Raw genomic sequence first — 24,450 nt, 5'->3', positions numbered from 1 at the left:
ACCCGTGACCATCCTCAGCTCGATCCTTGCCGTTCTGGCCCAGACCCTCAGCATCTACAGCCTGGTCCTGCTGGTGAGGGTGCTGTTGAGCTGGTTCCCGAACCTGGACTGGAGCAACCCGGTGCTCTCCACGGTCAGCTCGATCACCGATCCTTATCTCAATGCCTTCCGCGGTCTGATCCCACCGCTGGGTGGGATTGACCTCTCGGCGATCATCGCCTTCCTGGCGCTCATCCTCGCCCAGGGGCTGCTCGGCAGCCTGAGCGGTTCACTGATGGGGGGAAGCTTCGGCTACTGAGTGGGGCTTCGGCGGGCAGGTCCCCGAAGCCTCAGCCGGCTTCGGCCAGCTGTTGCTCAAGCGGCAGCAGCTCGTCATCCATGCCGGCCCGCACCCGCACCGGAGCGTTGAAGCCCCTCGCCTTCGCTTTGCTGACGCTGAACGGGCCAGGGGTTCCGGCCGGCACCGCCAGCCTCAGGGCAAAGCTGGAACGTCCTGGGGGCACATCACCGATCGAGCCCACCCGGGAGCGGTTCTGCAGCACCGGTTCGCCGCTCGCGTCGAGGATCACAGCGAACACATCGGTGTCGACAACCGGGCGTGAGCCGGCGTTGATCACCACCCCGCGCAGGGCGTAGCAACTGGCACCGGTGGGGCGGCGCAGCTCCGGCTGGGCTCCGGCATCCCCCGTGGGACAGGGCTCCAGGCTCACCTCGCTGACAACCAGATCAGTGGCCCCAGCCGGCGGCGCCGGCAGCAGCAGGATCAGCAGGCCGAGCAGAACGGCGGCAAGAAAATGACGGCCCATGCAACCATGCTGGCAGTTCAGCGGCGGTCGCCACTGCCCCCGATCACATCCCGCTCGGCGCGGCTCGCCAGCTTGGCGAGATTGGCCGTGGCGATCGTCTCGAGATCAAAGCCGAGCTCACTGGCCAACTGGGCGACGTACCAGAGCACATCGCCGAGTTCGAGCTTGATCGCCTCCCCCACCTCCGCATCGAAGTGACCGCCGCGATCCCTCAGAACTTTCTTGACCTTGTCCGCCACCTCACCGGCTTCACCACACAGTCCAAGGGTGGGATAGATCGGATTGGCTCCCACCTGGGGATAGCGGGCGGTTGAACGGGCCTTGAGCTGATAGTCGTTCAGGTTCATCGGGTCCGTTGTGGCGGCGCGAAGGCAGGACCGGATGGTAGTTTCCGCTCAACCCTCGGCTGCTTCGATGGCCAAGCCCGATCTCTCGCGTCGCACCAAGATCGTGGCCACCATCGGTCCTGCCACCGAATCACCGGAGAGGCTGCGCCAGTTGATCCGCGCCGGTGCCACCACCTTCCGCCTCAACTTCTCCCATGGCGATCACTCCGAGCACGCCGCCCGGATCGCCACGATTCGGCAGGTCGCCCACGAGCTCGGCATCCACGTCGGGATCCTTCAGGATCTGCAGGGGCCCAAGATCCGCCTGGGCCGATTCATCGGTGGTCCGATCACCCTGGCCAACGGTGAAAGCTTCCAGCTGACCTCCCGCGACGTGCCCTGTGACCGGTCGATCGCCACGGTCACTTACGACAAGCTTGCTGACGAGGTGCTGGCCGGGAACCGCATCCTGCTCGATGACGGCCGCGTGGAGATGGTCGTCGACCGGGTTGATGGACCCCAGCAGACTCTGCACTGCACGGTTGTGGTGGGAGGCGTGCTCTCCAATAACAAAGGGGTGAATTTCCCCGATGTGCAGCTCTCGATCCGCGCCCTCACCGACAAGGACCGCCAGGACCTGATCTTCGGCCTCCAGCAGGGGGTCGACTGGGTTGCCCTCAGCTTTGTTCGCAACCCCTCCGACATGGAGGAGATCCGCGAGCTGATCAGCGGCCATGGCCACACCACCCCGGTGATCGCCAAGATCGAGAAATTCGAGGCAATCGATCAGATCGATGCGATTCTCCCCCTCTGTGACGGGGTCATGGTGGCCCGGGGCGATCTCGGCGTCGAGATGCCGGCCGAAGAGGTGCCGCTGCTCCAGAAGGAACTGATCCGCAAGGCCAACACGCTCGGCATCCCGATCATCACGGCCACCCAGATGCTCGACAGCATGGCCAGCTGTCCGCGCCCCACCCGCGCCGAGGTGAGCGACGTGGCCAACGCCATTCTCGATGGCACCGATGCGGTGATGCTCTCCAACGAAACCGCCGTAGGGGACTTCCCCGTGGAAGCCGTGGCCACGATGGCCAGGATCGCCTGCCGCATCGAGCGCGATTACCCTCGTCGCGCCGTGGACAGCCACATGGCCTCCACGATCCCCAATGCCATCAGCCAGGCCGTGAGCACGATTGCCAGGCAACTGCAGGCCGCGGCGATCCTGCCGCTCACCAAGAGCGGAGCCACGGCCAGGAACGTCAGCAAGTTCAGGCCTTCCACCACCATCCTGGCGATCACCAGTGACGTGAAGGTGGCCCGCCAGCTCCAGATGGTCTGGGGCGTCAATCCCCTGCTGATCGATGACCAGGACTCCACCTCCAGCACCTTCACCCTGGCGATGGGCATCGCCCAGGAACAGGGGCTGCTCAAGGAGGGGGATCTGGTGGTCCAGACCGCCGGCACGCTCGCCGGGGTCAGCGGCTCCACCGATCTTGTCAAGGTGGGAATCGTCTCAGCGGTGCTCGGCCGGGGGCTGGGAATCGGCAGTGGTTCGGTCAGCGGCAGGGTGCGCGTGGCCACCAACCCGGAAGAGGCCGCCCGCCTGGTGAGCGGTGAGATCCTGGTGGTCCGGGAAACCACAGCCGCTTATCTCAGCGCGATCCGCAAGGCCAGGGGGGTGATCGCCGAAGAAGACGGCAGTGAGAGCCATGCGGCGGTGATTTCCCAGCGGCTCGGGGTTCCGGTGATCGTGGGGGTCTCCAACGCCACCACCGATCTGCGCCATGGTGAGTTCGTCACCCTGGAGCTGCGGGAGGGCTTGGTCCATCGCGGCGCCCGCAACCACACCCAGTCCAAACGGCTGGGCACCCTGCTCTGAACCCGCACCGTGGCCTCCAAGCTTCCGCTCAGTGAAACGGTCACCATGGCCCTCAGCACCCTGAGGGCCAACCGGCTGCGCAGCCTGCTCACCATGCTTGGCATCGTGATCGGCAATGCCTCCGTGATCACCCTGGTGGGGGTCGGCAGGGGAGCCCAGAACCTGGCGGAAGGTCAGCTCAACACGCTCGGTGCCAACGTCCTGTTCGTGGTGCCCGGCAACAACGACACCCGGCGCCAGGGAATCAACAGTCCCCGCACCCTGGTGCTGAGCGATGCCGAGGCGATCGCCGAACAGGTCCCGAGTGTGCGGCGCGTGGCTCCCCAGATCACCCTCAATGAAGTGGTTCAGGTGGGGGCGAACAGCGCCAATTCCTCTGTTTCCGGCATCACACCGGAGTTTCTTCCCGTCCGGCGGTTCGAGATCGCCCAGGGCCGGTTCTTCAGCCAGCAGGACCTCGACTCCGCCCGCAACGTGGCCGTGATCGGACCGGATCTGCGCGACAAGCTGATTCCGACTGGCGCCGCGATCGGGCAGACGCTGCGGATCAGGGACCAGTCTTTCGAGGTGATCGGCATCACCGCCCCGAAAGGGGCCGCGTTCGGCAGCAACCAGGATGAAGCCGCTTACATCCCGCTCTCCACGATGGTGAGTCGCCTGGGAGGGCGAACCAGCTTCGGCATCAGCCTCACCTTCATCAGCGTCGAGGCGCTTGATGAGGCCAGCACCGGAGCCGCCAAGTTCCAGATCACCAACCTGCTGCGCCAACGGCATCGGATCCTTCGCGAAGACGACTTCGCGGTGCGTTCCCAGCAGGATGCCCTTTCGATCGTGGGCACGATCACCGGCGGACTCACCTTGATGCTCGCGGCCATCGGTGGTGTGTCCCTGCTGGTGGGCGGCATCGGCATCATGAACATCATGTTGGTGTCGGTCAGCGAGCGCACCCAGGAAATCGGCCTGCGCAAGGCCCTGGGAGCCCGCAGTGGCGACGTGCTGCTCCAGTTCCTGGTGGAATCGCTGGTGCTGGCCAGCCTGGGTGGCCTGATCGGCAGTGCCGTGGGGCTGGGGGCCGTGGCTGCCGTGGCCCGCTTCACACCGCTGCCTGCGGCGATCGAATTCAGCAGTGTGGCGTTCACCGTGGGGCTCTCGGGCGGAATCGGCCTGTTCTTTGGCGTGGTGCCGGCCCGCCGTGCCTCTCGGCTGGATCCGATCGTGGCCCTGCGCAGCCTCTGAACACCCAAGAAAACCTTAAATCGGCTGATTGGTGGTAACGGAGACCAACTTCAAGCCCCAGGGGTGGCTTTATGAGAGTTCCCTGAAGTGATGTGACCCGTGGCGAGGCTCCCCTGCGGTTTCCGCAATACCAGCGACCGCATGGTGATCGTGCGTTGTTGCGGCCCCAAGGAGTTTTATCTGGAGCGGGTGGTCTTCCCCTTTGAAATGCTCAGTTTCGAAGCACCACTCGGCTCCGTGGTCGAAGTCTGGACCCATGGTCTCGGCGGCCCGGAGCTGATCGAGACCCTCGCCAGCAGCGATCTCCTGGTGGAGTCAGACGATCGCGAGCCCTGCCTGAGCGGCGACAGCTCTTCCTGAGACAGCGGCGCCCGTGGGAGACTGAAAGACCGATGCCCTCGTCTGGCCCAGCCACGAGTGAGCGGACGGCCCTTTACAGTTCTTAAACATTTAGAGGCACCATGAAGCAGCGCTGGCGGCTGATCGCTCTCTGGTTTCTGCCGATCGGCGTGGCTCTGTTTCTCGCCTGGCAGGTGCTTGGCAACGGAGGGGGAACGCGCTTTTCTCCGCAGCCAGCCAGCTCCAGCGCTGCTGGTCCCCGCAACACAGCCGTGGCGCGGATGAGTTACGGCCGCTTCCTTGACTACGTGGAAGCCGGTCGCGTCACCGCCGTTGACGTTTACGACGGAGGCCGCACAGCCGTGGTCGAAGCCGTGGATCCTGATCTCGACAACCGCGTCCAGCGGCTCAGGGTCGATCTGCCCGGCCTGGCCCCTGAACTGATCAACAATCTCAAGGAGCGCGGCATCAGCTTCGACATTCATCCCCCTCGCACAGGTGGCCCAGCACTGGGAATTCTCGGCAATCTGCTGTTCCCCCTCCTGCTGATCGGTTCACTGATCTTTCTGGCCCGCCGTTCCTCTTCGATGCCCGGTGGCCCGGGCCAGGCGATGCAGTTCGGCAAAACCAAGGCACGCTTCGCCATGGAAGCCGAAACCGGTGTCAAGTTCGATGATGTGGCTGGTGTCGAGGAGGCCAAGGAAGATCTTGAGGAGGTGGTCACCTTCCTCAAGCAACCGGAGCGATTCACATCCGTTGGGGCCAAGATTCCCCGTGGTGTTCTGCTGATCGGTCCTCCCGGAACAGGCAAAACCCTGCTGGCCAAGGCGATCGCCGGCGAAGCGGGTGTTCCCTTCTTCTCTCTCTCAGGCTCGGAGTTTGTTGAGATGTTCGTGGGTGTGGGCGCCTCAAGAGTCCGCGATCTGTTCAAGCGGGCCAAGGAGAACAGCCCTTGCCTGATCTTCATCGATGAAATCGATGCCGTCGGACGTCAACGGGGAGCTGGAATCGGTGGTGGCAATGATGAGCGTGAGCAGACCCTCAATCAGCTGCTCACCGAGATGGACGGCTTTGAGGGAAACACAGGCATCATCATCATTGCCGCCACGAACCGGGCTGACGTGCTCGATTCCGCGCTGCTGCGGCCGGGACGGTTCGATCGTCAGGTCTCGGTCGATCCACCCGATATCCGGGGCCGGCTGTCCATTCTCAATGTCCATGCCCGGAACAAGAAGCTCGCCGAAGACGTTTCGCTTGAAGCGATTGCCCGACGCACACCTGGCTTCACAGGCGCCGATCTGGCCAACCTGCTGAATGAGGCCGCCATTCTCACGGCCCGTCGCCGCAAGGAAGCCACCAGCCTTGCCGAGATTGATGATGCCGTCGATCGGGTGATCGCCGGCATGGAAGGCAAGCCCCTCACCGATGGCCGCAGCAAGCGCCTGATCGCTTACCACGAAGTGGGCCATGCCCTGGTCGGCACCCTTGTCAAGCACCATGACCCCGTTCAGAAGGTCACCCTGATTCCTCGCGGCCAGGCCCAGGGGCTCACCTGGTTTGCTCCCGATGAAGAGCAGATGCTGGTCAGCCGGGTCCAGCTCCGCTCCCGCATCATGGGTGCGCTCGGCGGCAGAGCAGCCGAAGCCGTCGTGTTCGGCCATGCCGAGGTGACAACAGGAGCAGGCGGCGATATCCAACAGGTGGCTGGCATGGCACGCCAGATGGTCACCCGTTTCGGAATGAGCGAACTTGGGCCCGTTTCCCTGGAAGGCGGCAGCCAGGAAGTGTTCCTGGGCCGGGATCTGATGACGCGCAGCGATGTCTCCGATGCCATTTCAAAACGAATCGACGAACAGATCCGCTCGATCGTGGACACCTGCTATCGCGACACGATCGACCTGGTGGCCAGCAACCGTGCCTGCATGGACCGGTTGGTTGAGTTGCTGATCGAGAAAGAATCCCTCGATGGCGATGAGTTCCGCCGGGTGGTGTCTGAATTCACCGAAATCCCCGACAAGGAACGCTACTCTCCGCTGGTTGAAGTGAGCTGAGCTGGGAAGACCGTTTTCAGCAGCCTGACCGAAGCAGGAGTGGCTGCCCTTAACCAAAGCCAAACCATTTTCGATTCCGCTTCATTTAGCATTCCATTTCACAGTGGCAAGGTCTTGAGCAATATCCAGTCTCCGATGGAGTCATTCAGCCGCTATCACGGCGATGACTGGTCACCCGAACGGGTGGCCTTCCATCAGAACCTTGAGCAGTTCGCTGAGCGGGTTGGATTGATCGTGGCCCTCCAGGGAAACGGCAAGATCAGCCAAGACGATGCCTACGCCGAGATCCGCCAACTCTGGAAGGAACTCAAAGGCAGCAAGGGCAACCTGCTCGATCCCAATTCAAAAGCCTGAATTGAAGCTGTAAGAATCCTTCTGGCCCCATGGATTCAATCCACTGGGCGGATCGGCCGGTTTTCAATCACCTTGTCGATCAGGCCATAGGCCACAGCTTCCGCCGGTGACATGAAGAAATCCCGGTCCGTGTCCTGCTGGATCCGCTCAAGAGGCTGACCGGTCCGATCGGCAAGCTCATGGTTGAGCTTGTCTTTGAGGAAAAGAATTTCATCCGCCTGAATGCGGATATCGCTGGCCTGCCCGCGTGCTCCGCCGAGTGGCTGGTGGATCATGATCCGGGAGTGATGCAGGCTGCTGCGCTTGCCTTTGGCCCCAGCCGTGAGCAGAAAGGCCCCCATGCTGGCCGCCAGACCCACGCAGACCGTCTGCACATCCGGTTTGATGTGCTGCATCGTGTCGAAGATGCCGAGGCCGTCGTAGACGGAGCCACCGGGCGAATTGACGTACAGAAAGATGTCCTTTTCAGGATCCTCTGCCTCCAGAAAAAGCAGCTGAGCCACAACCCGATTGGCCGACTCCGAGGTGACGGGTTCGCCAAGGAAAATGATCCGCTCGCGCAACAGACGCGAATAGATATCGAAGGCACGTTCTCCCCGGCCGGAATCCTCAATCACGAACGGTATCATCGGCAGACCTTCAGCAGTTCAGCCACTCTACCGAGCAGAGTGGTCGGCCAGAGCCTGTCCGTGAGGGGGGGGAATCTGCCGGAACGGCAGGCAGGGGTCGGCGCTATGGTCCAGGAACCATGAGAAACAAGAGTGGGCGTCAGTCTCACCGTCGCTGACAGCAAGCGCGCCTTCCACCAGTCCTTCCCCCATGTGATCGGCCCCCTCTATCGGCGCCTGGTGGATGAGTTGCTGGTGGAGCTCCATCTGCTCAGCCACCAGAAGGGCTTCCGCAGCGATCCGCTCTTCGCCGTGGGCCTCACCCAGGTGTTCGACAGTTTTGCCAGGGGCTACCGTCCCGAGCAGCAGAAGGAGCCGTTGTTCGTGGCACTCTGCGCCTCCTCAGGCTTCGATGCCGCCGGGATTCGCAGCGAACGGGAAAGGGCCCTGCACGCCGTGGGCAGCCACAGCCTGGAGGAGGTCAGGCACTGGCTGGAGTCCCAGGGTGAAGGCGCCCCAGAGCCGATTGCCGGCGTGCTGGCCCAGGTGAAACGGGCCGATTTCCACTACTCCAGGCTCTTCGCCGTTGGCCTGCTGAGCCTGCTGCAGCAGGCCCAGGGCGCCGAGGCGCTCGAACCCCAGGCCCTTCAGCAGGCCTCCCACGAGATCGGCGCCTCGATGGGGCTGCTCAAGGAAAGGCTCGACAAAGACCTCAGCCTTTATGTCAGCAATCTGGCCAAAATGGCCCAGGCCGTTGAGCTGATGGAAGAAACCGTGGCCGCTGATCGTCGGCGTCGTGAGCGCCAGAAAGAGGAGGCCGCCGCCAGCCTGGAGGTCAGCAGGTCAACGGCACCGGCGCCGGAAGCGGCCCCCGGTGGCGACTCCAGCAAGCCGTCATCGGCGCCCACCGCCACCAGCTGACGGCTGGGCCAGCTTCAAGGAGCCCGTGAGCCAGGACAGGGGCGAAAGACCGGCTGGCTTGGAGGCGGGCGATACGCTGAGCCATTCCAGTTGCTCGGCCTGTCTGACCACCACCGGCAATCCGGGAGGCAGCAGCGAGATGGCTGCCAGGTCGGCAGGCCGGGCCTGAAGGCTGATCGCAACCCCATCCGGTGAATGCACGCCGGCCGCTGATCCGACTGTCCCGACGGGGACAGGCCCGAGGAAGAACTGAAGCTCGGCGGGCAACCCTGCCACCGGGCGGATCCAGCGCCAGCCCCCGACGACACTGTCGTCCTGACGCTGCCAGGTGCTGCTGCCCGGCACTGACGAAACGCCGGCACCAGGCGCCTGAAGCGTCAGGCCCTGGCCTTCGAGGTTGGTCCGCAGCGACAGCAGCCAGGCGTCCCAGGCGGGGCGATCCTTGCCCACGGCGAGCTGGAGCTCCAGAGAGGCCTGAAACGGCCCGCTGGCCAGGCGGCGCAGGCGCAGCTCGAACGGCAGGCTCCCCAGCCGATCCGACAGCGGTGGCATCAGGCCGTAGCGCTCAACCAGTGGCTGGCGGATCAACTGGCGGGTGAACAGTGTCTGGAACAACAGATCGAGCCTTTCACCCTTCACCTCCAGCAACAGGGAAGCGGGCAAGGCAGGCCGCCGGCTCGGCAGCAGCGGCTGCGGCGGCAGGGCCGGCGAAGGTCCAGCCAGGTCTTCGGTGGCACTCGACTCACCCTGCCAGACCAGGCCGGCTCCATCACTGCCCAGCTCCAGGCATCCCTGCTGATAGCGCTGCAACAAGGGCGAGAGGGGGCCTGCCAGCTGGGCGAGGGCCGTCCGGCTCCAGGCCACCGACTGGCCACTGCGCAGGCGCTGGACACAGCGTTCCTGCAGTCCCCTGGGCGTCCGCAGGTTGCGGCGCAGATCCTCCTGCAGCAGCTGGCGGGACAGGGGATCAGGGGCGATCACCACCAGATCATCGAGGCGCAGGCCGTTGGGCGGCAGGGCACCCGAATCGCCTAGGCCGAAAGCGCGAGCCGGAAGGGCCAGAAAGGCTTCGGCCCCATCGCCATGACGACCCCAGAACTGCCACCAGGAACCGCGCTGGCGGATCCAGAGCCGGGCGGCGCTCTCACGGCCGAGTCGGCGCTGCCAGAGGGGGGGAGCTTCGCGGCCTGGATCGGCGGCGAAACTCTGAATCAGGGCCGATGCGGTCAGCAGCCGCTCCAGGCCCGCGGCATTGGAGCGGGGGAAGCGGCGCAGCTGAACGGCTGGCACCAGGATCAACGACGCCACGACAACGGTGGTGACCGGCAACAGGGCCTGCCAGGAGAACGGCCACCGCCAGTTCCATTTCCCGGCCAGGGCGGTCAAGGGAAAGCTCAACGGCGCTTCGGGGCTGGTTTGGCACGGCGGCGGCGATCACGCCACTCGATCGCGGAGAGATACACGACACCTCCACTGACGAACACCAGCAGAGCAGAGGCCACCACAGCAAGAACCGAGGTGCCGCTGATCAAGGTCTCAGGCATGCGGGCAGCTCAGAATGACCAACGCGAAGGCGAAACCGCTCAGAAATTGATGCTGCCGTCACCGTTGCGGCCCCACACCACCATGGCGATCGAGAAACTGAACAGCGCGGCCAGAGAGGCCCAACCCAGGGTGATCAACATGACGGCTTCAGCAGCTCTGACTTTCTGAGCTTACCTAGGCTTGGAGAGCTGCGAATCGCCCATGGCAACAGCCAGCCCCACCCGCCCTTCGCCAACCCAGGAACGCCTGCGACAGCGGCTTGCCTACCCCCATTTCAAGGTGGTGGTTCTTGACGACGACTTCAACACCTTCCAGCACGTGGTCGCGATGCTGGTGAAGGTTCTGCCGGGCATGGGCTCCGATCGGGCCTGGGAGCTGGCCCACCAGATTGATGGCTCGGGATCGGCGGTGGTCTGGTCCGGTCCTCAGGAGCAGGCCGAGCTGTATCACCAGCAACTGGGCGGAGGCGGGCTCACCATGGCGCCCCTGGAGCGGGCCTGAGCAGATCTGCCTAAACTTCGATCTGGATGGAGTGTGGTGATGGGCCGTGTGGTGATCACCCACAGCACCTACCTGGAAGGCCTGATCCCACTGCTCAGGGCCCTCGCCAACCTGGAAGGGATCGATACAGTCACACCGGCGGTGATCTGCCGGGTGAAGGGGCGAAGTCCGCAGCTGCGCCTGAAGATCTCCACACCGATCACAGGCGGCTTCAAAATGCTGGCCAGACGTGGCAGTTCGGCCCAGGAGGTGTTCGTGATCACCTGCTGGGGGCGGGATCGCCTCCAGAGCGAACTGGACAACTTACTGGCCTGACCCAGTCTGGGCTGATCAACCAGTGGATCGTCCAGGCCTTGCAGTGACAGGCCTTGCAGTGACAGGCCTTGCAGAAACTGGCCTTGCAGAAACTGGCCTTGCAGTGAATGGAAAGGGGTGAACCGCCATGCCGTCTTGCCCCAGGTTTCGACCTGGATAAACCAGAGGAGAGATCAAAGCCGGGCTTCATTTCCGGCAACAGGGCCGGTATACGTCACCGTGGCGACAGATCTCCCACGTCGAAGAGGGAGTCAGATCAGAAAACTGTGAAAGGCAGTCACCAACACAGCAGCTCGAAATCAGCTTAAACCACTTTCCAGCGGCAACGGCCAGACCCGTCGCACCTCCTCCAACAGAGACCGGGCTTCGGCGGCCCGGCGTTGCGGGTCGTTTTCGTTGAGGGGAATGGTGAGATGGCCCAGCTTGCGGCCCGGCAGCGAGGCTGACTTGCCGTACCAGTGCACGGTGGCACCAGGCAAGGCGGCGAGCACCTGACGCTGGTCCTCATAGGTGTGATCCGAGCCCCCGTAGCCGAGCAGATTCACCATCAGGGCACCGGGTCGCTTCAGGCCGGTTTCACCGAGCGGCTGCCCGCAGACGATCCTCAGTTGCTGGGCGAACTGACTGGTGTGGGTCGCTTCGATCGTGTAGTGGCCGGAGTTGTGGGTACGGGGGGCGAGCTCATTGATCTGCAGGCCGGCGGGCCCGAAGAAAAACTCGATCGAGAGCACCCCGACGTAGTCGAGGGAGGTGAGCAACGAAGCAGCCACATTGCGGGCCCTGGCTTCCACCGCCTGGCTGACGGCGGCGGGGGCGATGACCCAGTCGCAGATCTGCTGGTGCTGATGGGTCTGAACCAGGGGGAAGCAGGCAACTGAACCATGGCGGTCCCGACAGGCCACCATCGCCAGCTCCTGCTCGAAACGAACGAATTCCTCCAGCAACCATTCGGTCGGAATGACCCTCTCCAACAGGTCGTTCAGCTCCTCCTGGTCGTGAATCAGCCGCGTTCCCCGCCCGTCGTAGCCGCCGGTGGAGGCTTTCGCCATCACAGGAAAGCTGAAGCCATCGGGAAGGCTGCTGGCCGGCTGGGTGGCTGGCCCAGGAGAGGCCACTCCGACCAGCGGAGATCCACTCGGCAGAAGGGGCGGCGGCAACAGTTCCTCAAGGGCAATCCACTGAGGGGAGGGCAGGTTGAGCCGATAGAGCAACTCCCGCTGAGCCCGTTTGCACACCAGCGGCCTGAGCGCCTCGATCTTCGGCAGAAACACGACCCCTTCGGTCTCGAGGACCTTGAGGGCATCAAGATCCACCCACTCGTTCTCAAAGCTGATTGCTTCGCTGCGCTGCGCCAGCTCCCGGGTGGCAGCCAGGTCATCGAGGGGAGCGAGCACCACGCTGGTGGCGAGCCTGGTGGCCGGATCATCGGCCAGGGGGGTCTGCACGTGCAGCTGCACGTTGGCCTGGCTGGCCGCCTCAGCCAGCATCAAGGCCAGCTGGCCGCCTCCCACAACGCCGATGCTGCCGCCGATCGCCCGATCCAACCCCATGCCAATCAACACCAGGGGCAGCAGAGAAGCTTGACATTCTCCCTGCCCGGCTCACCGGCGGGGCCCTTCAGCCCAGGCCGCGCTCGCCGGCCGCCAGGAAGCGCACCAGGGAGAACAACAGCACGATCAGGAACAACGCCAGACCCACCGTGCAGGCATAACTGATGTCAAGCTCGGAGAAGGCCTGGTCGTAGACGTAATAGACGAGGGTGCGGGTCGACTCGGCGGGACCACCCTGGGTCATCAAGAACACCTCCTCGAACACCTTGGTGGCCGCGATCGACGAGATCACGGCCACCAGGGTGAGATAGGGACGCAGCAGGGGCAGGGTGATGTCGAGATGACGCCGCCACCCCACGCTGCCATCGAGGGCTGCAGCCTCATAGAGCTCGGGAGAAATGCCCTGCAGACCGGCCAGAAAAATCACCATGTAATAACCGAGCCCCTTCCAGAGCGTCACGAGCATCACGGCGGGCAGGGCCAGAAGGGGATTGGTGAGGAAGCCGATCGGCAGGAAGGAGGGGCCAAGCAGCGCCGAGAGCCAGCCGTTGATCAGCCCGTTCTCCGCATAGAGCCAGCGGAAGGCGATCGCCGCCACCACGATCGAAACCAGCACCGGCGTGTAGAAGGCCGCCCGCAACCAATGGATACCGGGCAGGCTCCGGTTCACCAGCACGGCCAGGGCCAGCGAACCGAGCACGATCGGCGGCACGACACCGATGAGATAGAGGAAGGTGGTGCCGAGAACCTGGAAGAACATCGGATCGGCCAGAAGTCGCCGGATGTTGGCAAGCCCGACGAACCGCAGCGGCTCCGCCATGTCAAGGCCCGTTTCTGTGAAGCTGATCACCAGAGCCATGATCGCCGGCAGCAGCACCGAAACCCCCAGCAGGGTGAGGGCAGGCAGCAGAAACCCCCAGGCAGTGCGGCTCGGGGAGGAATTGGAAGCTCTCAGCATCAGGCCATTGTGGGGGGGCCGCAGCAGCTCGAGCCCAGGCCGACGCACCCGTTGACCGTGACCGCTGACAAGCCATGGCCTGATCCACTCGACCTGCTTCGTCGGGTGTTCGGCTACTCCGCCTTCCGCGGCCCGCAGCAGGCGATCGTGGAGCACGTGATCGACGGTGGCTCAGCCCTGGTGCTGATGCCCACCGGCGGCGGCAAGTCGCTTTGCTATCAGATCCCGGCGCTGTGCCGCCCCGGGCTGGCGGTGGTGATCTCGCCGCTGATCGCCCTGATGGAAGACCAGGTGGAAGCCCTGCGCCAAGCGGGGGTGCGAGCGGCGGCGCTCCATTCGGCGCTGGTGGCCGAGGAGAGCAGCGCGATCTGGCGCGCCCTGCAGGCCCAGAGCCTGGATCTGCTGTATGTCTCGCCGGAGCGGCTGCTGGCCGGCGATCTGCTCGATCAGTTGGCGGAGCGCCCCCTGGCCCTGTTCGCCATCGACGAAGCCCATTGCGTGTCGCAGTGGGGGCATGATTTCCGGCCGGAATACCTGCAGCTGGCGGAACTGGCGGCTCGCTTTCCCCAGGTGCCGCGGCTGGCGCTCACCGCCACCGCCGACCCGCGCACCCGCGACGAGATCGTGGCGAGGCTGGCGCTGGAGCAGGGGCGGGTGTTCACCGCCAGCTTTGATCGCCCCAACATCCGCTATCTGCTGCGCGACAAAGACGACGCCAAGGCCCAGCTGCTGACCTTCCTCGAAGCGCACCGCGGCGATGCCGGCATCGTGTATGCCCGCTCCCGCGCCCGGGTGGATCGCTTCGCCGCCGACCTGCGTGCCGCCGGCCATGACGCCATCGCCTATCACGCCGGTCTGGAGGCGCAGCAGCGCAGCGCCGCCCTCAGCCGTTTCCGGCGCGACAGCGGCGTGATCGTGGTGGCCACGATCGCCTTCGGCATGGGCATCGACAAGCCGGACGTGCGCTTCGTGGCCCACGTGGATCTGCCCAAGAGCCTGGAGGCCTATTACCAGGAAACCGGCCGGGCCGGCCGTGACGGCCTGGCGGCCACCGCCTGGATGGTTCACGGCGCCGGCGATCTGCCGCAGCTGCGGCGTTTCATCGACGATTCCGAGGCCGAGCCGGCCCAGAAGCGGATCGAGCACGGAAAACTGGAGGCCCTGATCGGCTTCAGCGAGGCGCCCGGCTGCCGCCGTCAGGTGCTGCTGGCCCATTTCGGCGAAAGCCTGGAGCAGCCCTGCGGCAACTGCGACCGCTGCCTGGAGCCCCAGGAGCACACCGATGTGACGATCCAGGCCCAGAAGGCCCTCTCGGCGGTGTACCGCACCGGTCAGCGCTTCGGCGCCGCCCATGTGGTGGATGTGCTGCTGGGGGCCGACACGGCGCGGCTGCGGGCCCTGGGGCACCACGAACTGAGCGTGTACGGCATCGGCAAGGAGCTCGACCGCGGCCAGTGGCGCACCCTGCTCCGCCAACTCACCGCTGGCGGCCTGTTGGAGCCGGTGCCCGATGGGCACGGAGGGCTGCGCTGGGGACCCGAGCCCCAGGTGCGGCCGCTGCTGCGCGGGGAACAGCGACTGGAACTGCCGCTGCCGCCCCCACGCCAGGAGAGGCGCTCAAGGGCGCGAAGCGGCGCAATGGGCGGGGCCGCAGCCGCTGCCGGGGCAGGAGCAGACGGGCAGAACGCCGATCCTGAGCTGCTGCAACGGCTCAAGGACTGGCGACGGGACCAGGCGCGCGAGCAGGCGGTGCCTCCCTACGTGGTGTTCCATGACCGCACCCTGGTGGAGTTGGCCGCGCGGCGGCCGCACCAGATCGCAGAATTGGCGGCGATCAGCGGCATCGGCGCTGCCAAGCTGGAGCGCTACGGCAGTGCCCTGCTGAGCCTGCTGAACAGCGACACCTGAGCACGGCCGCAGAGAGCCGCGCCTTACCTTCAGCTCGATCCGACCCACTCCCGTGCACGGGTCATTGCGATGACACCCAGCCAGCCCACCAGCTACAGATCCGAGCACCCCGCCGCCCAGGCCGCCGTGGAACGGCCGCCGATGCGCACGATCGATGTGGCCCTGGCCAGCAACCCCTACACGGTGCGGATCGGCGACGGGGCACTGGAGGCGCTGGGCGCCCTGCTGGAGGAGCGTGGCTTTCCGGCCGGCACCCAGGTGCTGCTGGTCACCAACCCGGAAGTGGATCGCCACTACGGCGAGCGGGCCCTGGCCAGCCTGCAGCGGCAGGGTTTCCGCTCCACCCGCCTGGTGATCGCCGCAGGAGAAGAGCACAAGACCCCCGCCACCGTGGCCCAGATCCATGACGCAGCCTTCGCGCAGCGGCTGGAGCGGCGGTCGCTGCTGGTGGCCCTCGGTGGTGGGGTGGTGGGCGACATGGCCGGCTTCGCCGCCGCCACCTGGCTGCGGGGGATTCCGGTGGTGCAGGTGCCCACCACGCTGCTGGCGATGGTGGATGCGGCGATCGGCGGCAAGACCGGCGTGAACCATCCCGGCGGCAAGAACCTGATCGGCGCCTTTCATCAACCGGAGCTGGTGCTGGTGGATCCCGCCACGCTGGTCACGCTGCCGGAGCGGGAGTTCCGCGCCGGCATGGCGGAAGTGATCAAGTACGGGGTGATCGGTGATCCGATCCTGTTCGCTGATCTGGAAGCGGCGGCGGATCTCTCCAGCCTCGAAGCGATCGGCCCGGCCCGGCTGCAGCGCCTGCTGCAGCGCTCAGCGGCGGCCAAGGCCCGGGTGGTGGCGGCCGATGAACGGGAGGGTGGCCTGCGGGCGATCCTCAACTACGGCCACACCCTGGGCCATGTGGTGGAAACGCTCTGCGGCTACGGCACCGTGATCCACGGCGAGGCGGTGGCACTGGGCATGGAGGCTGTCGGGCGCCTGGCTCTGGCCATGGGCCTGTGGCAGCCAGCCGACCAGGAGCGCCAGCGGGCGGTGATCGCCAAGGCCGGCCTGCCGCTGGCCCTGCCACCGCTGGATGTGGAGGCGGCCCTGCAGACCCTGCAGAGCGACAAGAAGGTGAACCAGGGCCAGCTGCGCTTCGTGCTGCCCACCGGCATCGGCCAGGTGGTGATCCGCAACGACGTGGATCCGGTTCTGATCCGCCAGTTGCTGGCCGGCGCGCTCTGAGCGGAAGCCAGCCGCTGACCCCCTCCACTCAGGCACACGCCGGCGAACGCCATGGGTCAACAGTGGAGCTTCAGCGCCGCGTGAACAGGCCCAGCCCGTTGCGATCGAGATTGCCGACGCGCACGCGTGTGAGCGTTCCGCCGACCCCGGCTTCAAAACTGACCGCCGCCGGGCCGAAGGCGTTCTCGCCGCGCGGCTGGTACGAGAAGGTGTTGCCGCTCACCGGCGTGAGCGCGAAGCGCTGGGGCTCTGGACCGATCAGCAGTTCGAGCGCGTCACCGCGGCGGCGGATCTCGAGCGGCCCGAAGTAGGCGTTGGCGTAACGGCCCTCGTAGCGCTCCAGGGGCAGGGATGGTTCAGCCACGGCGGGAGCCACCACAGCGGGGTAGTCCTGCTCGAGCATGCCCTTGAAGACCCCCTGCAGCAGCGGGAGGTAGTCACGGCTGACCTCTCCTTCCACCGCCAGATCCAGAAAGCTGAGCGCCACCGCTTCCGGCAGCCCCACCGGTTGACCGTTGGTGAGCACCACGATGTCGAGCCGCTCGGCCGGCAGCAGATACACGGCGGTGGCGGCACCGAGGAAGAAGGCGCCGGAGTGGGAAAGCTGCACCAGCCCAGCCCCGTGCCGGCCCACATTCCAGCCGAGGCCATAGAGGCTGGCCGCCTCCGTGGCGGGATCCGCCGGCGGAATGCTGATCACCTGCGGGCGATGGGTTTCGGCCAGGGCAGCGGCCTGGAGCACGGGCTTGGCTTCGAAGCGGCCGCTGTTGAGCTGCAACCGCAGCCAGCTGCCCATGTCACGCGCCGAGGCGCTCACCCCGCCGGCGGGAGATTCCGCATCGGCATCACGATCGAAGCGCGCCACCCAGCCCTGGGGAGTGGGCACGTGCAGCCGGGCGCGGTTGGGCTCGGCGATCAACGCGGCATGGCTTGAGGTGGTGCGCGTCATGCCCAGAGGCTTGTAGAGCCGCTCACGGGAGAGCACCTCCCAGGCGTTGCCGCTGGCACGGGCCGCCGCCTCCGCTGCGGCGGTGAAGCCGAAGTTGGTGTAGGCGTAAGCGGCGCGGAAGCGATTGGCCGTGGGCAGAAAGCGCAAGCGCGACAGGATCGTGCTGCGATCGAAGCCGAGATCCTCCAGGTCGTCGCCGGCATGGTCGGGCAGGCCGCTGCGGTGTGAGAGCAGATCGCGCAGGGTCACATCCGGCGCCGTGCCGGCAGGACCGATGCGGGCCTCAGGCAGGCTGCGCTGCACGGGGTCGTCCCAGCCCACCACCCCATCCCCCACCAGAGCCGCCCCCACGGTGCTGGCCACTGGCTTGGAGAGGGAGGCCAACTGGAACATCGTGTCGGGATCGATCACGCCTGCCTGCCCGGCCATGCGCACGCCGTAGCCGCGCAGAAACACCAGTTGATCGTTGTGCACCACCGCGATCGCCATGCCCGGCACGCCGGTGCTGCGCTGCATCGATCCGGCCAGGCCATCGAGGCGCGTCAGGGCGGCAGCGAGGGCTTCTGGAGTGACCCGCTGGGCCAGCTCAGCGGCGCGGGCGGAGCCAACCGGAAGAACAGTGGCCAGGCCCATGGCAAGCCAGGCTGCACCGACCAGCAGGCGTGGAAAGCGAGAAAGCACCGACAGCTGGGGGTAGGCCAGCATTCATACTGACAGTGGACCAGCATTTCACGGTGATGGTGCCTTCGGGCAAGGGCCCTGGGTGGTGGTTCACCCGGGGCCTTTCCACTGGCTGTTTCCCCCCGATTGCTGGAGAAGCAACTCCTTTCCCCGCGCTACGGCCGATGCCCCAAGCACTTCAGACCCGCCCCGATCAACTGGTCCTGCAGCGGCCGCCTGCCCAACCCCCTGACGATTCCGCCGAAGCGGGTGCTCCGGAGCGGCCATCGGTTGGATTCGGCGTCAGCTCAGCGGCTGCGAAACCAGGCAGCAAGGGCCGCAAGCGGCGGGGGACGGGCCTGGGTGCCTCAGACCGCTCACCCCTTGGAAGAAGCCCGGACCTTGAGGCCCTCAAGGCCCGCCAGCATCTGGGACTGGCCCTGGCCGGGCGATTGAGCGCCACTGACGTGAGCCGCGCCTGGAAACAGGCGGCCGCAGAGCACCACCCTGACCGTGGCGGTCAGCACGGGACCATGCAGGCCATCAATGCCGCCCGGGCTGTGTTGCTCGGCCTGGGTGCCAGCTGACAGGGGAAATCCTGATCCAATCGCTTCAAAGCCGCAGCAGAAAACCATTGCGGTGATGGAAATCGGGAGCCGGAGCTGGATGGGCCAGCGACCAGTGACTCAGCTCGCCGCTGCGCTGCATGATGACAGCCGCCACTGCGATCTCAAGAGTCTGATCACCGGGGATGAAAGGAGCCAGATCAAGGCTGACATCAAGCGAGTAGGCGTTGTCAGACCTGAGGCTTGAAGGGGTCAACGCATGGCAGGCCTTCTCCGGCTCCAGTTCCTGGCGATAGGCGGAGAGGCGATACAGATTCCAGTCACATGAGGGAGAAAGGTTCAACTCCCAGTAGGCAGGCTGGGCTTCGATCGCAACAAAACACTCGAAGCAGGTCTGTTGCCAGAGATCATCCAGGCGCCTCGGCGGCGACGCCACAGCCGGCAGAACCAACGCCTCGATCGGGCCGAGAAGCTGGTAATGAATGTCCAGCTGAGCGCCCCGGCGCCCCAGGTCGAACTGCAGGGTGAAGGCCTGCAGAGCAGCATCAGCCTCGAATGGCCTCAGCCTGCCCGCAGCGCTGCTCATCGCATCGCCTCGATGATCGAGCTGATCACAGCCTCCTGGGCTTCGATGCTCTCGGTGAGCCGGAACTGGACCAGAGCGCGATCGAGATTGTGGCGCGGATGGGTGGTTTTGAAATACTGATCGCCGGCGAGATAGTCAGTGAGAAAGCGAAGACCCAGCTCAAATGCAATCAACCGAATCGCTGCAAACAGATAGTCGTAGTCCGAGTCGGTCAGAAAGCTTTTTGCTACAGCTCCATAGCCCTGGAGTACCGCTTCGCAGAGCAGGCAGTCAAAATGAACCGACTGCCAGTCAGTGGTTTCTTCTCCTAGCGGGTTGCAACAGGAGCGCAGGCAATCACCAATGTCGTAATGAACAAGGCCTGGCTTGATCGTATCGAGATCAACCAGCGCCATGGCATGGCCGGTCTGGCCATCCAGCATCACGTTGTTGATCTTCGGGTCCCCATGGATCGGACGAAGGGGAAGGATGTTTGCCGCCTTGGCGTCTTCCAGCACTGTCACAGAACCTTCCCGTTCCTGCACGAAGGACAGGCAGTACGCCAGGTCCGGACAGGGCGGCATCCGATGACGACCCAGGACCTGGTGAAACTGCTCCAGGTACTCGGGGGTGATATGAAATCCCACCAGGGTGTCGGCCAGGGCCGTCACCGGCAGGTCACTGATCAAGGCGTGGAAAAGGCCCAGTCCATGGCCCACCTCCCTGGCCTGGGCACAATCAGGGACGGTTTCAAGGCAGGTGGCTGCTTCGAGGAAGCTGATCATTCGCCAGAAACAGCCATCCAGCTCCACCCAGTGCCGACCGGATACACGGGAAGGCACCAGAATGGGCACCTCCCAACGGCGACCGTCTAGAAGGGGGCAGCCCTTCTGCAGCTGGGCGACCACATGCTCACTGAAGGCCAGCATGTTGCCGATGACGAGCCTGGGCTCGGGGAAGACCTGGGTGTTGAGCCGCTGCAGCACGTAGGACGACGCTTGGGCAGCCTGCAGCGTGACGCGGTAGGTGTCATTCACATTGCCGTTGCCGAGCGGCTCGATCGAGAGGATCTGTCCCTCCAGATCGAACTGGCCAACGATCCGGGCGAGAGGATCCTGCCCTGAAGAAGGCTGCAAAGCTGCTGCTGCGGCACTGCCGGAGACGCTCTGGATCGGTTGGGAGCTCGTCAAGGGATGGAACGGAGAAGGCGAAAGCATGGGGCGAAGCAGCCGGTCAGTCGTCTTGCGGGATCAGCACCAGGGTGTGAAGACTGTCGGAGCCGAGGTTGGTGGTGATCACCCAGACCTGCAGGTCACGGCCGACCCGGTAGACACTGCGCAAGCGGCCCTGCTGCAGGTAGGCGGCGCGCACATTGGCGCGTGCATCGCGCGCATCCACCTGGCCCCAGTCGCCCCTGCGATGGCGAGCCACCAGCCGCTGCAGGGTTTCGGTGTCGACCCGTTCACGAACGCTAGGATCCACATTCACCGGACCGATCACCAGACGGGCTGCCATCCGGCCAGCTTAAGGTCATCGCCATTCAAGCTTGATCGATTGCTGCGATGGGGCTGCAACCCGAACAGATCAGCAGGCGCAAGGGATTGATCCTGGCGGGTGGAAGTGGAACGAGGCTTGCCCCGCTCACCACCGCCGTCAGCAAGCAGCTGATGCCGGTGTATGACAAGCCGATGATCTACTACCCGCTCTGCACCTTGATGCTGGCCGGGATTCGCGAGGTTCTGATCATCACCACGCCAGTGGATCGTGGGGCCTTCGAGCGCCTTCTTGGCGACGGAAGCTGCTGGGGCATGGAGATTCAGTACGCCATCCAGCCCAGCCCGGATGGACTGGCCCAGTCCTTTCTGATCGGTGAATCGTTTCTGAATCAGGCCTCGGCTGCCCTGGTGCTGGGGGACAACCTTTTCCATGGCCATGAGCTGGCCCAGCAACTGCAGGCCTCGAATGCCAAAGACATTGGAGCCACTGTGTTCGCCTACAGAGTCAGCGACCCTCAGCGGTACGGAGTCGTTGAATTTTCTGGCAATGGGAAGGTGCTGAGCCTTGAAGAGAAGCCCTCCAGACCCAGGTCCCACTATGCCGTCACCGGCCTTTATTTCTATGACGAAACCGTTGTCGCGCGGGCCAGACAGGTGATCCCCTCGGCCCGCGGCGAACTCGAAATCACGGATCTGAATCAACAATTCCTCAGTGAAGGATTGCTGCACGTGGAGCTGATGGGCCGCGGCATGGCCTGGCTGGATACCGGAACCCCGGATTCACTCCATGACGCTGCCAGTTACATCCGCACCCTTGAGCATCGTCAGGGTCTGAAGGTTGGTTGCCCGGAAGAGGTGGCCTGGCGTCAGGGCTGGATCGACGACCAACAACTGGAGAGGCTGTCCCAGCCGCTCAAGAAAAGCGGCTACGGCCATTACCTGCTCCGCCTGCTGGCGGAACGATCAACCGGATTGATCGATCACTCGGTGGCAGCAGGAGTCCAGTGATGGAGGTTCAGTCGTTTTCGATCGAAGGCCCCCTGCTGCTCACCCCAAACCTGTTCAGCGATCAACGGGGATTCTTTTTCGAAAGCTGGAATGCCAGGGCTTTTGCAGCCGCCCTTGGCGTCAGCGAAGCGGAGGCGCCAATTTTCCTCCAGGACAATCACTCCCTCTCCTGCCGTGGCGTTCTGCGGGGGCTCCACTACCAGCTTCCGCCGGCACCGCAGGGAAAACTGGTGCGCTGCGTTGCTGGTGAGATCCATGATGTGATCGTTGATCTTCGTCGCTCCTCACCCAGCTTCGGGCAATCGATCGGGGAACGCCTGAGTGCGGAGAATCGGCGCATCCTCTGGGTGCCGCCCGGCTTTGCCCACGGCTTCCTCGCCCTGAGTGAATCAGCCGAAGTTCTCTACAAGGCCAGTGGCCTCTGGAACCGCACTTGCGAGCGCTCGATCCTCTGGAACGACGCAACCCTGGCGATTGACTGGCCCCTGGCGGCCCTGGATCTGGCCAGCCCGATTCAATCGGAGAAAGATGCGAATGCAGCTGGATTCGCCACCGCCGAGCTGTTCCCATGAAGGTGGTGGTCACCGGCAAAGATGGCCAGCTTGGCCAGGCGCTGCTGAGGGCTGCCCCCGGAAACTGGCAGTTGATCGCCACCGGCCGGGACGAGCTCGACCTGGCCGATTCCGATGCCTGTCGTCGGTTCGTCGACCAGCACAGGCCCGACTGGGTGCTCAATGCCGGCGCCTACACGGCGGTGGATCGGGCCGAAAGCGAACCGGAACTGGCCCATGCGGTGAATGCCCTCGCCCCCGAGGCCTTTGCCCAGTCCCTTGCCCAGAGTGGAGGCCGCCTGCTGCAGATCAGCACTGACTTCGTCTTCGATGGCGCCCAGGGCCATCCCTATCGCCCCGAGCAGCCCACCAATCCACTCGGGGCGTACGGCCGCAGCAAGGCCGCGGGGGAAAGGGCTGTGATCGACCGACTCGGACCTGAGCGCGCCACGATCCTGCGCACCAGCTGGGTGTACGGGCCGGTCGGGAAGAATTTCTGCCGGACGATGCTTGAGCTGCACCGCCGCCAGGCGGCCGCGGGCCAGCCCCTTGGCGTTGTCGCCGATCAGGTGGGCTGTCCCACCAGCACGATCGGCCTGGCGGCCGCCTGCTGGGCTGTGATCCACCAGGAGGTGGGGGGCTGGCTGCACTGGAGTGATGCCGGTGCCGCCAGCTGGTACGACTTCGCGATCGCAATCGGATCTCTGGGGACATCGGCCGGGCTGCTGGAACAAGCCGCTGAGGTGAGGCCCCTGAGTGGCACCGACTACCCCACACCAGCGAAGCGCCCGAGCTACTCCCTGCTCGACTGCGTGACCAGCCGCGCAGCGCTCGATCAGCAACCCCGCCACTGGGGCGAAGCCCTGGCGGAGGTTCTGGAGCGGATCGCCACTGCTGCCAGCGATCACCAGGTCGCTGCCTAGAGCGTCCTCCCGCCACCCCCTGCGATGACATTGCCACTGAATGAACCAATGGATCTGACCACCCTTCTGGCCGGCCGAAGCCGGATTCTGGTCACGGGGGGCGCCGGCTTCATCGGTGGCGCCGTGGTGCGCCGGTTGCTGCAGGCATCCAGTGTCACGGTGTTCAATCTCGACAAGATGGGCTACGCCAGTGATCTCACCAGCATCGAGGCCACCCTGTCTCAGCTTGGAGAGGCCGGGGAAGGCCGGCATCGATTGCTGGCCGTGGATCTCACCGATGCCGCTGCCGTGGAGGAGGCGGTGAGCCTGGCCGATCCTGATCTGATCCTGCACCTTGCAGCCGAAAGCCACGTGGATCGTTCGATCGAGGGGCCCGGCGCCTTCATCGCCAGCAACGTGCAAGGCACGTTTCATCTGCTCCAGGCGGTGCGTTCCCACTGGGAGGGGCTCTCAGAGGAGCGCAGGAACCAGTTCCGCTTGCATCACATCAGCACCGATGAGGTCTTCGGTTCGCTCGGGCCGGATGGGCTGTTTTCGGAGGCCTCCGCCTACGACCCACGCTCGCCCTATTCCGCCAGCAAGGCCGCCAGTGATCACCTTGTGAAGGCCTGGCACCACACCTACGGCCTGCCGGTGGTGCTCACCAACTGCAGCAACAACTACGGGCCGTGGCAGTTCCCGGAGAAACTGATCCCCGTGGTGATCCTCAAAGCAGCCTCTGGGCAGCCGATCCCGCTCTATGGCGATGGGGCCAATGTGCGTGACTGGCTGTATGTCGACGACCACGTCGAGGCCCTGCTGCTGGCGGCATGCCAGGGAGACGTTGGCGAAAGCTATTGCGTCGGCGGCCATGCTGAACGCAGCAACACCCAGGTGGTGGAAGCGATCTGCGGCTTGATGGATGAGCTCCAGCCAGCTGGCCTGCCCCACTCCCGCCTGATCACGCCAGTCACCGACCGACCCGGCCACGACCGTCGCTACGCCATCGACGCCGGCAGGATCCAGCGGGAACTCGGCTGGCGGCCACGCCATCGGTTTGAGGCAGGCCTGGCCGCCACGGTGGCGTGGAGCCTTGCCCACCTGGACTGGCTGCGACGGATCCAGAACAGAGAGGACCCACTACAGAAAAGCGCACGGCTGGATTGAACAGCTCCACCTATCGCCGTAGCATCGCTTGGCCATTGAGCTGAATGGCGCCTTTC

Annotated in this window: 28 protein-coding genes and 1 other RNA gene; 16 read left to right on the top strand and 13 right to left on the bottom strand. The window is 65.0% G+C overall.

Going from position 1 to position 24,450, the window contains the following annotated elements:
* Window positions 1-4 precede the first annotated feature (4 nt).
* The gene (locus tag ACXMDY_RS03605; protein WP_259703191.1) at window positions 5-298 is read left to right on the top strand and encodes a YggT family protein; all 294 of its coding nucleotides are present in this window, start codon (window positions 5-7) and stop codon (window positions 296-298) included.
* 31 nt (window positions 299-329) lie between these two features.
* On the opposite strand, the gene ACXMDY_RS03600 is transcribed toward ACXMDY_RS03605, so the two are convergent.
* Entirely contained in the window at window positions 330-806 is a 477-nt protein-coding gene (locus ACXMDY_RS03600; protein ID WP_259703190.1) for a hypothetical protein, read from the bottom strand.
* Window positions 807-823: 17 nt separating this feature from the next.
* Window positions 824-1,153 carry a nucleoside triphosphate pyrophosphohydrolase family protein gene (locus tag ACXMDY_RS03595; RefSeq protein WP_259703189.1) on the bottom strand — a complete coding sequence of 110 codons (330 nt, stop codon included), beginning with the start codon at window positions 1,151-1,153 and terminating at the stop codon, window positions 824-826.
* 67 nt (window positions 1,154-1,220) lie between these two features.
* Between ACXMDY_RS03595 and pyk the strand changes: the two genes are divergently transcribed.
* The 5 genes from pyk to ACXMDY_RS03570 all read left to right on the top strand — a co-directional run bounded on the left by pyk (window position 1,221) and on the right by ACXMDY_RS03570 (window position 6,988).
* Entirely contained in the window at window positions 1,221-3,008 is a 1,788-nt protein-coding gene (gene pyk / locus ACXMDY_RS03590) for a pyruvate kinase (protein WP_259703188.1), read from the top strand.
* A 9-nt stretch (window positions 3,009-3,017) separates the two neighbouring features.
* Window positions 3,018-4,244, top strand: coding sequence for an ABC transporter permease (locus ACXMDY_RS03585; protein WP_259703187.1), 1,227 nt, complete (start codon window positions 3,018-3,020; stop codon window positions 4,242-4,244).
* A 99-nt stretch (window positions 4,245-4,343) separates the two neighbouring features.
* On the top strand, window positions 4,344-4,604 hold the full coding sequence (locus ACXMDY_RS03580) for a DUF1830 domain-containing protein (RefSeq protein ID WP_259703186.1): 261 nt from the start codon (window positions 4,344-4,346) through the stop codon (window positions 4,602-4,604).
* Between the two features lie 101 nt (window positions 4,605-4,705).
* Window positions 4,706-6,634: an ATP-dependent zinc metalloprotease FtsH gene (gene ftsH, locus ACXMDY_RS03575; RefSeq protein ID WP_259703185.1), complete on the top strand. Its 1,929-nt coding sequence runs from the start codon at window positions 4,706-4,708 to the stop codon at window positions 6,632-6,634.
* Between the two features lie 135 nt (window positions 6,635-6,769).
* On the top strand, window positions 6,770-6,988 hold the full coding sequence (locus ACXMDY_RS03570) for a DUF7219 family protein (RefSeq protein WP_457767373.1): 219 nt from the start codon (window positions 6,770-6,772) through the stop codon (window positions 6,986-6,988).
* A 35-nt stretch (window positions 6,989-7,023) separates the two neighbouring features.
* Here ACXMDY_RS03570 and clpP read toward each other — a convergent pair whose 3' ends face one another.
* Window positions 7,024-7,617 carry an ATP-dependent Clp endopeptidase proteolytic subunit ClpP gene (gene clpP / locus ACXMDY_RS03565; protein WP_259703183.1) on the bottom strand — a complete coding sequence of 198 codons (594 nt, stop codon included), beginning with the start codon at window positions 7,615-7,617 and terminating at the stop codon, window positions 7,024-7,026.
* Window positions 7,618-7,749: 132 nt separating this feature from the next.
* Here clpP and psb29 point away from each other — a divergent pair, with 132 nt between their 5' ends.
* Window positions 7,750-8,517: a photosystem II biogenesis protein Psp29 gene (gene psb29 / locus ACXMDY_RS03560; RefSeq protein WP_259703182.1), complete on the top strand. Its 768-nt coding sequence runs from the start codon at window positions 7,750-7,752 to the stop codon at window positions 8,515-8,517.
* Here psb29 and ACXMDY_RS03555 read toward each other — a convergent pair.
* Genes ACXMDY_RS03555 through petN form a run of 3 tightly spaced genes read right to left on the bottom strand, consistent with a single transcriptional unit; the run spans window position 8,491 to window position 10,202 of the window.
* Window positions 8,491-9,915 carry a hypothetical protein gene (locus ACXMDY_RS03555; protein WP_259703181.1) on the bottom strand — a complete coding sequence of 475 codons (1,425 nt, stop codon included), beginning with the start codon at window positions 9,913-9,915 and terminating at the stop codon, window positions 8,491-8,493. The genes psb29 and ACXMDY_RS03555 overlap by 27 nt on opposite strands.
* The gene (locus ACXMDY_RS03550; protein WP_259703180.1) at window positions 9,912-10,061 is read right to left on the bottom strand and encodes a hypothetical protein; all 150 of its coding nucleotides are present in this window, start codon (window positions 10,059-10,061) and stop codon (window positions 9,912-9,914) included. Before ACXMDY_RS03550 ends, ACXMDY_RS03555 begins: the two co-directional genes overlap by 4 nt.
* Window positions 10,062-10,100: 39 nt before the next feature.
* Window positions 10,101-10,202: a cytochrome b6-f complex subunit PetN gene (petN, locus tag ACXMDY_RS03545; RefSeq protein WP_071801536.1), complete on the bottom strand. Its 102-nt coding sequence runs from the start codon at window positions 10,200-10,202 to the stop codon at window positions 10,101-10,103.
* Between the two features lie 61 nt (window positions 10,203-10,263).
* Here petN and clpS point away from each other — a divergent pair, with 61 nt between their 5' ends.
* Together clpS and ACXMDY_RS03535 are read left to right on the top strand one after the other, a co-directional pair.
* Complete coding sequence (gene clpS / locus ACXMDY_RS03540; RefSeq protein ID WP_259703179.1) at window positions 10,264-10,563, top strand: ATP-dependent Clp protease adapter ClpS; 300 nt, start codon at window positions 10,264-10,266, stop codon at window positions 10,561-10,563.
* A gap of 39 nt (window positions 10,564-10,602) precedes the next feature.
* Window positions 10,603-10,878, top strand: a complete 276-nt coding sequence (locus ACXMDY_RS03535) for a DUF2103 domain-containing protein (protein ID WP_259703178.1) — start codon at window positions 10,603-10,605, stop codon at window positions 10,876-10,878.
* Between the two features lie 115 nt (window positions 10,879-10,993).
* On the opposite strand, the gene ssrS is transcribed toward ACXMDY_RS03535, so the two are convergent.
* The 3 genes from ssrS to ACXMDY_RS03520 form a co-directional block, all read right to left on the bottom strand.
* Window positions 10,994-11,176: non-coding RNA, 6S RNA (gene ssrS, locus ACXMDY_RS03530), on the bottom strand.
* A gap of 1 nt (window position 11,177) precedes the next feature.
* The gene (locus ACXMDY_RS03525) at window positions 11,178-12,428 is read right to left on the bottom strand and encodes a 5-(carboxyamino)imidazole ribonucleotide synthase (protein ID WP_259703177.1); all 1,251 of its coding nucleotides are present in this window, start codon (window positions 12,426-12,428) and stop codon (window positions 11,178-11,180) included.
* A gap of 67 nt (window positions 12,429-12,495) precedes the next feature.
* Entirely contained in the window at window positions 12,496-13,386 is an 891-nt protein-coding gene (locus tag ACXMDY_RS03520) for a carbohydrate ABC transporter permease (RefSeq protein ID WP_259703176.1), read from the bottom strand.
* A 57-nt stretch (window positions 13,387-13,443) separates the two neighbouring features.
* On the opposite strand from ACXMDY_RS03520, the gene recQ reads away from it, so the two are divergent.
* Window positions 13,444-15,294: a DNA helicase RecQ gene (gene recQ, locus ACXMDY_RS03515; protein ID WP_259703315.1), complete on the top strand. Its 1,851-nt coding sequence runs from the start codon at window positions 13,444-13,446 to the stop codon at window positions 15,292-15,294.
* 141 nt (window positions 15,295-15,435) lie between these two features.
* Complete coding sequence (gene aroB, locus ACXMDY_RS03510) at window positions 15,436-16,530, top strand: 3-dehydroquinate synthase (RefSeq protein ID WP_259703314.1); 1,095 nt, start codon at window positions 15,436-15,438, stop codon at window positions 16,528-16,530.
* Between the two features lie 70 nt (window positions 16,531-16,600).
* On the opposite strand, the gene ACXMDY_RS03505 is transcribed toward aroB, so the two are convergent.
* On the bottom strand, window positions 16,601-18,184 hold the full coding sequence (locus tag ACXMDY_RS03505) for a serine hydrolase (RefSeq protein ID WP_457767372.1): 1,584 nt from the start codon (window positions 18,182-18,184) through the stop codon (window positions 16,601-16,603).
* A gap of 140 nt (window positions 18,185-18,324) precedes the next feature.
* On the opposite strand from ACXMDY_RS03505, the gene ACXMDY_RS03500 reads away from it, so the two are divergent.
* The gene (locus ACXMDY_RS03500) at window positions 18,325-18,726 is read left to right on the top strand and encodes a molecular chaperone DnaJ (protein ID WP_259703174.1); all 402 of its coding nucleotides are present in this window, start codon (window positions 18,325-18,327) and stop codon (window positions 18,724-18,726) included.
* Window positions 18,727-18,751: 25 nt separating this feature from the next.
* Here ACXMDY_RS03500 and ACXMDY_RS03495 read toward each other — a convergent pair whose 3' ends face one another.
* Genes ACXMDY_RS03495 through ACXMDY_RS03485 form a run of 3 tightly spaced genes read right to left on the bottom strand, consistent with a single transcriptional unit; the run spans window position 18,752 to window position 20,785 of the window.
* Window positions 18,752-19,291, bottom strand: coding sequence for a DOMON-like domain-containing protein (locus ACXMDY_RS03495; protein ID WP_259703173.1), 540 nt, complete (start codon window positions 19,289-19,291; stop codon window positions 18,752-18,754).
* Window positions 19,288-20,460 (bottom strand): phosphotransferase enzyme family protein, encoded by a 1,173-nt coding sequence (locus ACXMDY_RS03490; protein WP_259703172.1) that lies wholly within the window; start codon window positions 20,458-20,460, stop codon window positions 19,288-19,290. The genes ACXMDY_RS03495 and ACXMDY_RS03490 overlap by 4 nt, the downstream gene beginning before the upstream one ends.
* 43 nt (window positions 20,461-20,503) lie before the next feature.
* On the bottom strand, window positions 20,504-20,785 hold the full coding sequence (locus ACXMDY_RS03485; RefSeq protein ID WP_259703171.1) for a hypothetical protein: 282 nt from the start codon (window positions 20,783-20,785) through the stop codon (window positions 20,504-20,506).
* Window positions 20,786-20,832: 47 nt separating this feature from the next.
* On the opposite strand from ACXMDY_RS03485, the gene rfbA reads away from it, so the two are divergent.
* The 4 genes from rfbA to rfbB are packed head-to-tail and all read left to right on the top strand — an operon-like array spanning window position 20,833 to window position 24,394.
* Window positions 20,833-21,774, top strand: a complete 942-nt coding sequence (gene rfbA / locus ACXMDY_RS03480; RefSeq protein ID WP_259703170.1) for a glucose-1-phosphate thymidylyltransferase RfbA — start codon at window positions 20,833-20,835, stop codon at window positions 21,772-21,774.
* Window positions 21,774-22,346, top strand: coding sequence for a dTDP-4-dehydrorhamnose 3,5-epimerase (rfbC, locus tag ACXMDY_RS03475; protein ID WP_259703169.1), 573 nt, complete (start codon window positions 21,774-21,776; stop codon window positions 22,344-22,346). Before rfbA ends, rfbC begins: the two co-directional genes overlap by 1 nt.
* Window positions 22,343-23,248 carry a dTDP-4-dehydrorhamnose reductase gene (rfbD, locus tag ACXMDY_RS03470; protein WP_259703168.1) on the top strand — a complete coding sequence of 302 codons (906 nt, stop codon included), beginning with the start codon at window positions 22,343-22,345 and terminating at the stop codon, window positions 23,246-23,248. The genes rfbC and rfbD overlap by 4 nt, the downstream gene beginning before the upstream one ends.
* A 48-nt stretch (window positions 23,249-23,296) precedes the next feature.
* The gene (gene rfbB / locus ACXMDY_RS03465) at window positions 23,297-24,394 is read left to right on the top strand and encodes a dTDP-glucose 4,6-dehydratase (protein WP_457767371.1); all 1,098 of its coding nucleotides are present in this window, start codon (window positions 23,297-23,299) and stop codon (window positions 24,392-24,394) included.
* The last annotated feature ends 56 nt before the right edge of the window (window positions 24,395-24,450 follow it).

The sequence above is a fragment of the Cyanobium sp. ULC082 genome (assembly GCF_977927535.1).
Note: the sequence above shows the minus strand (reverse complement) of the source record. Positions and strands in the feature narration are given on the sequence as shown.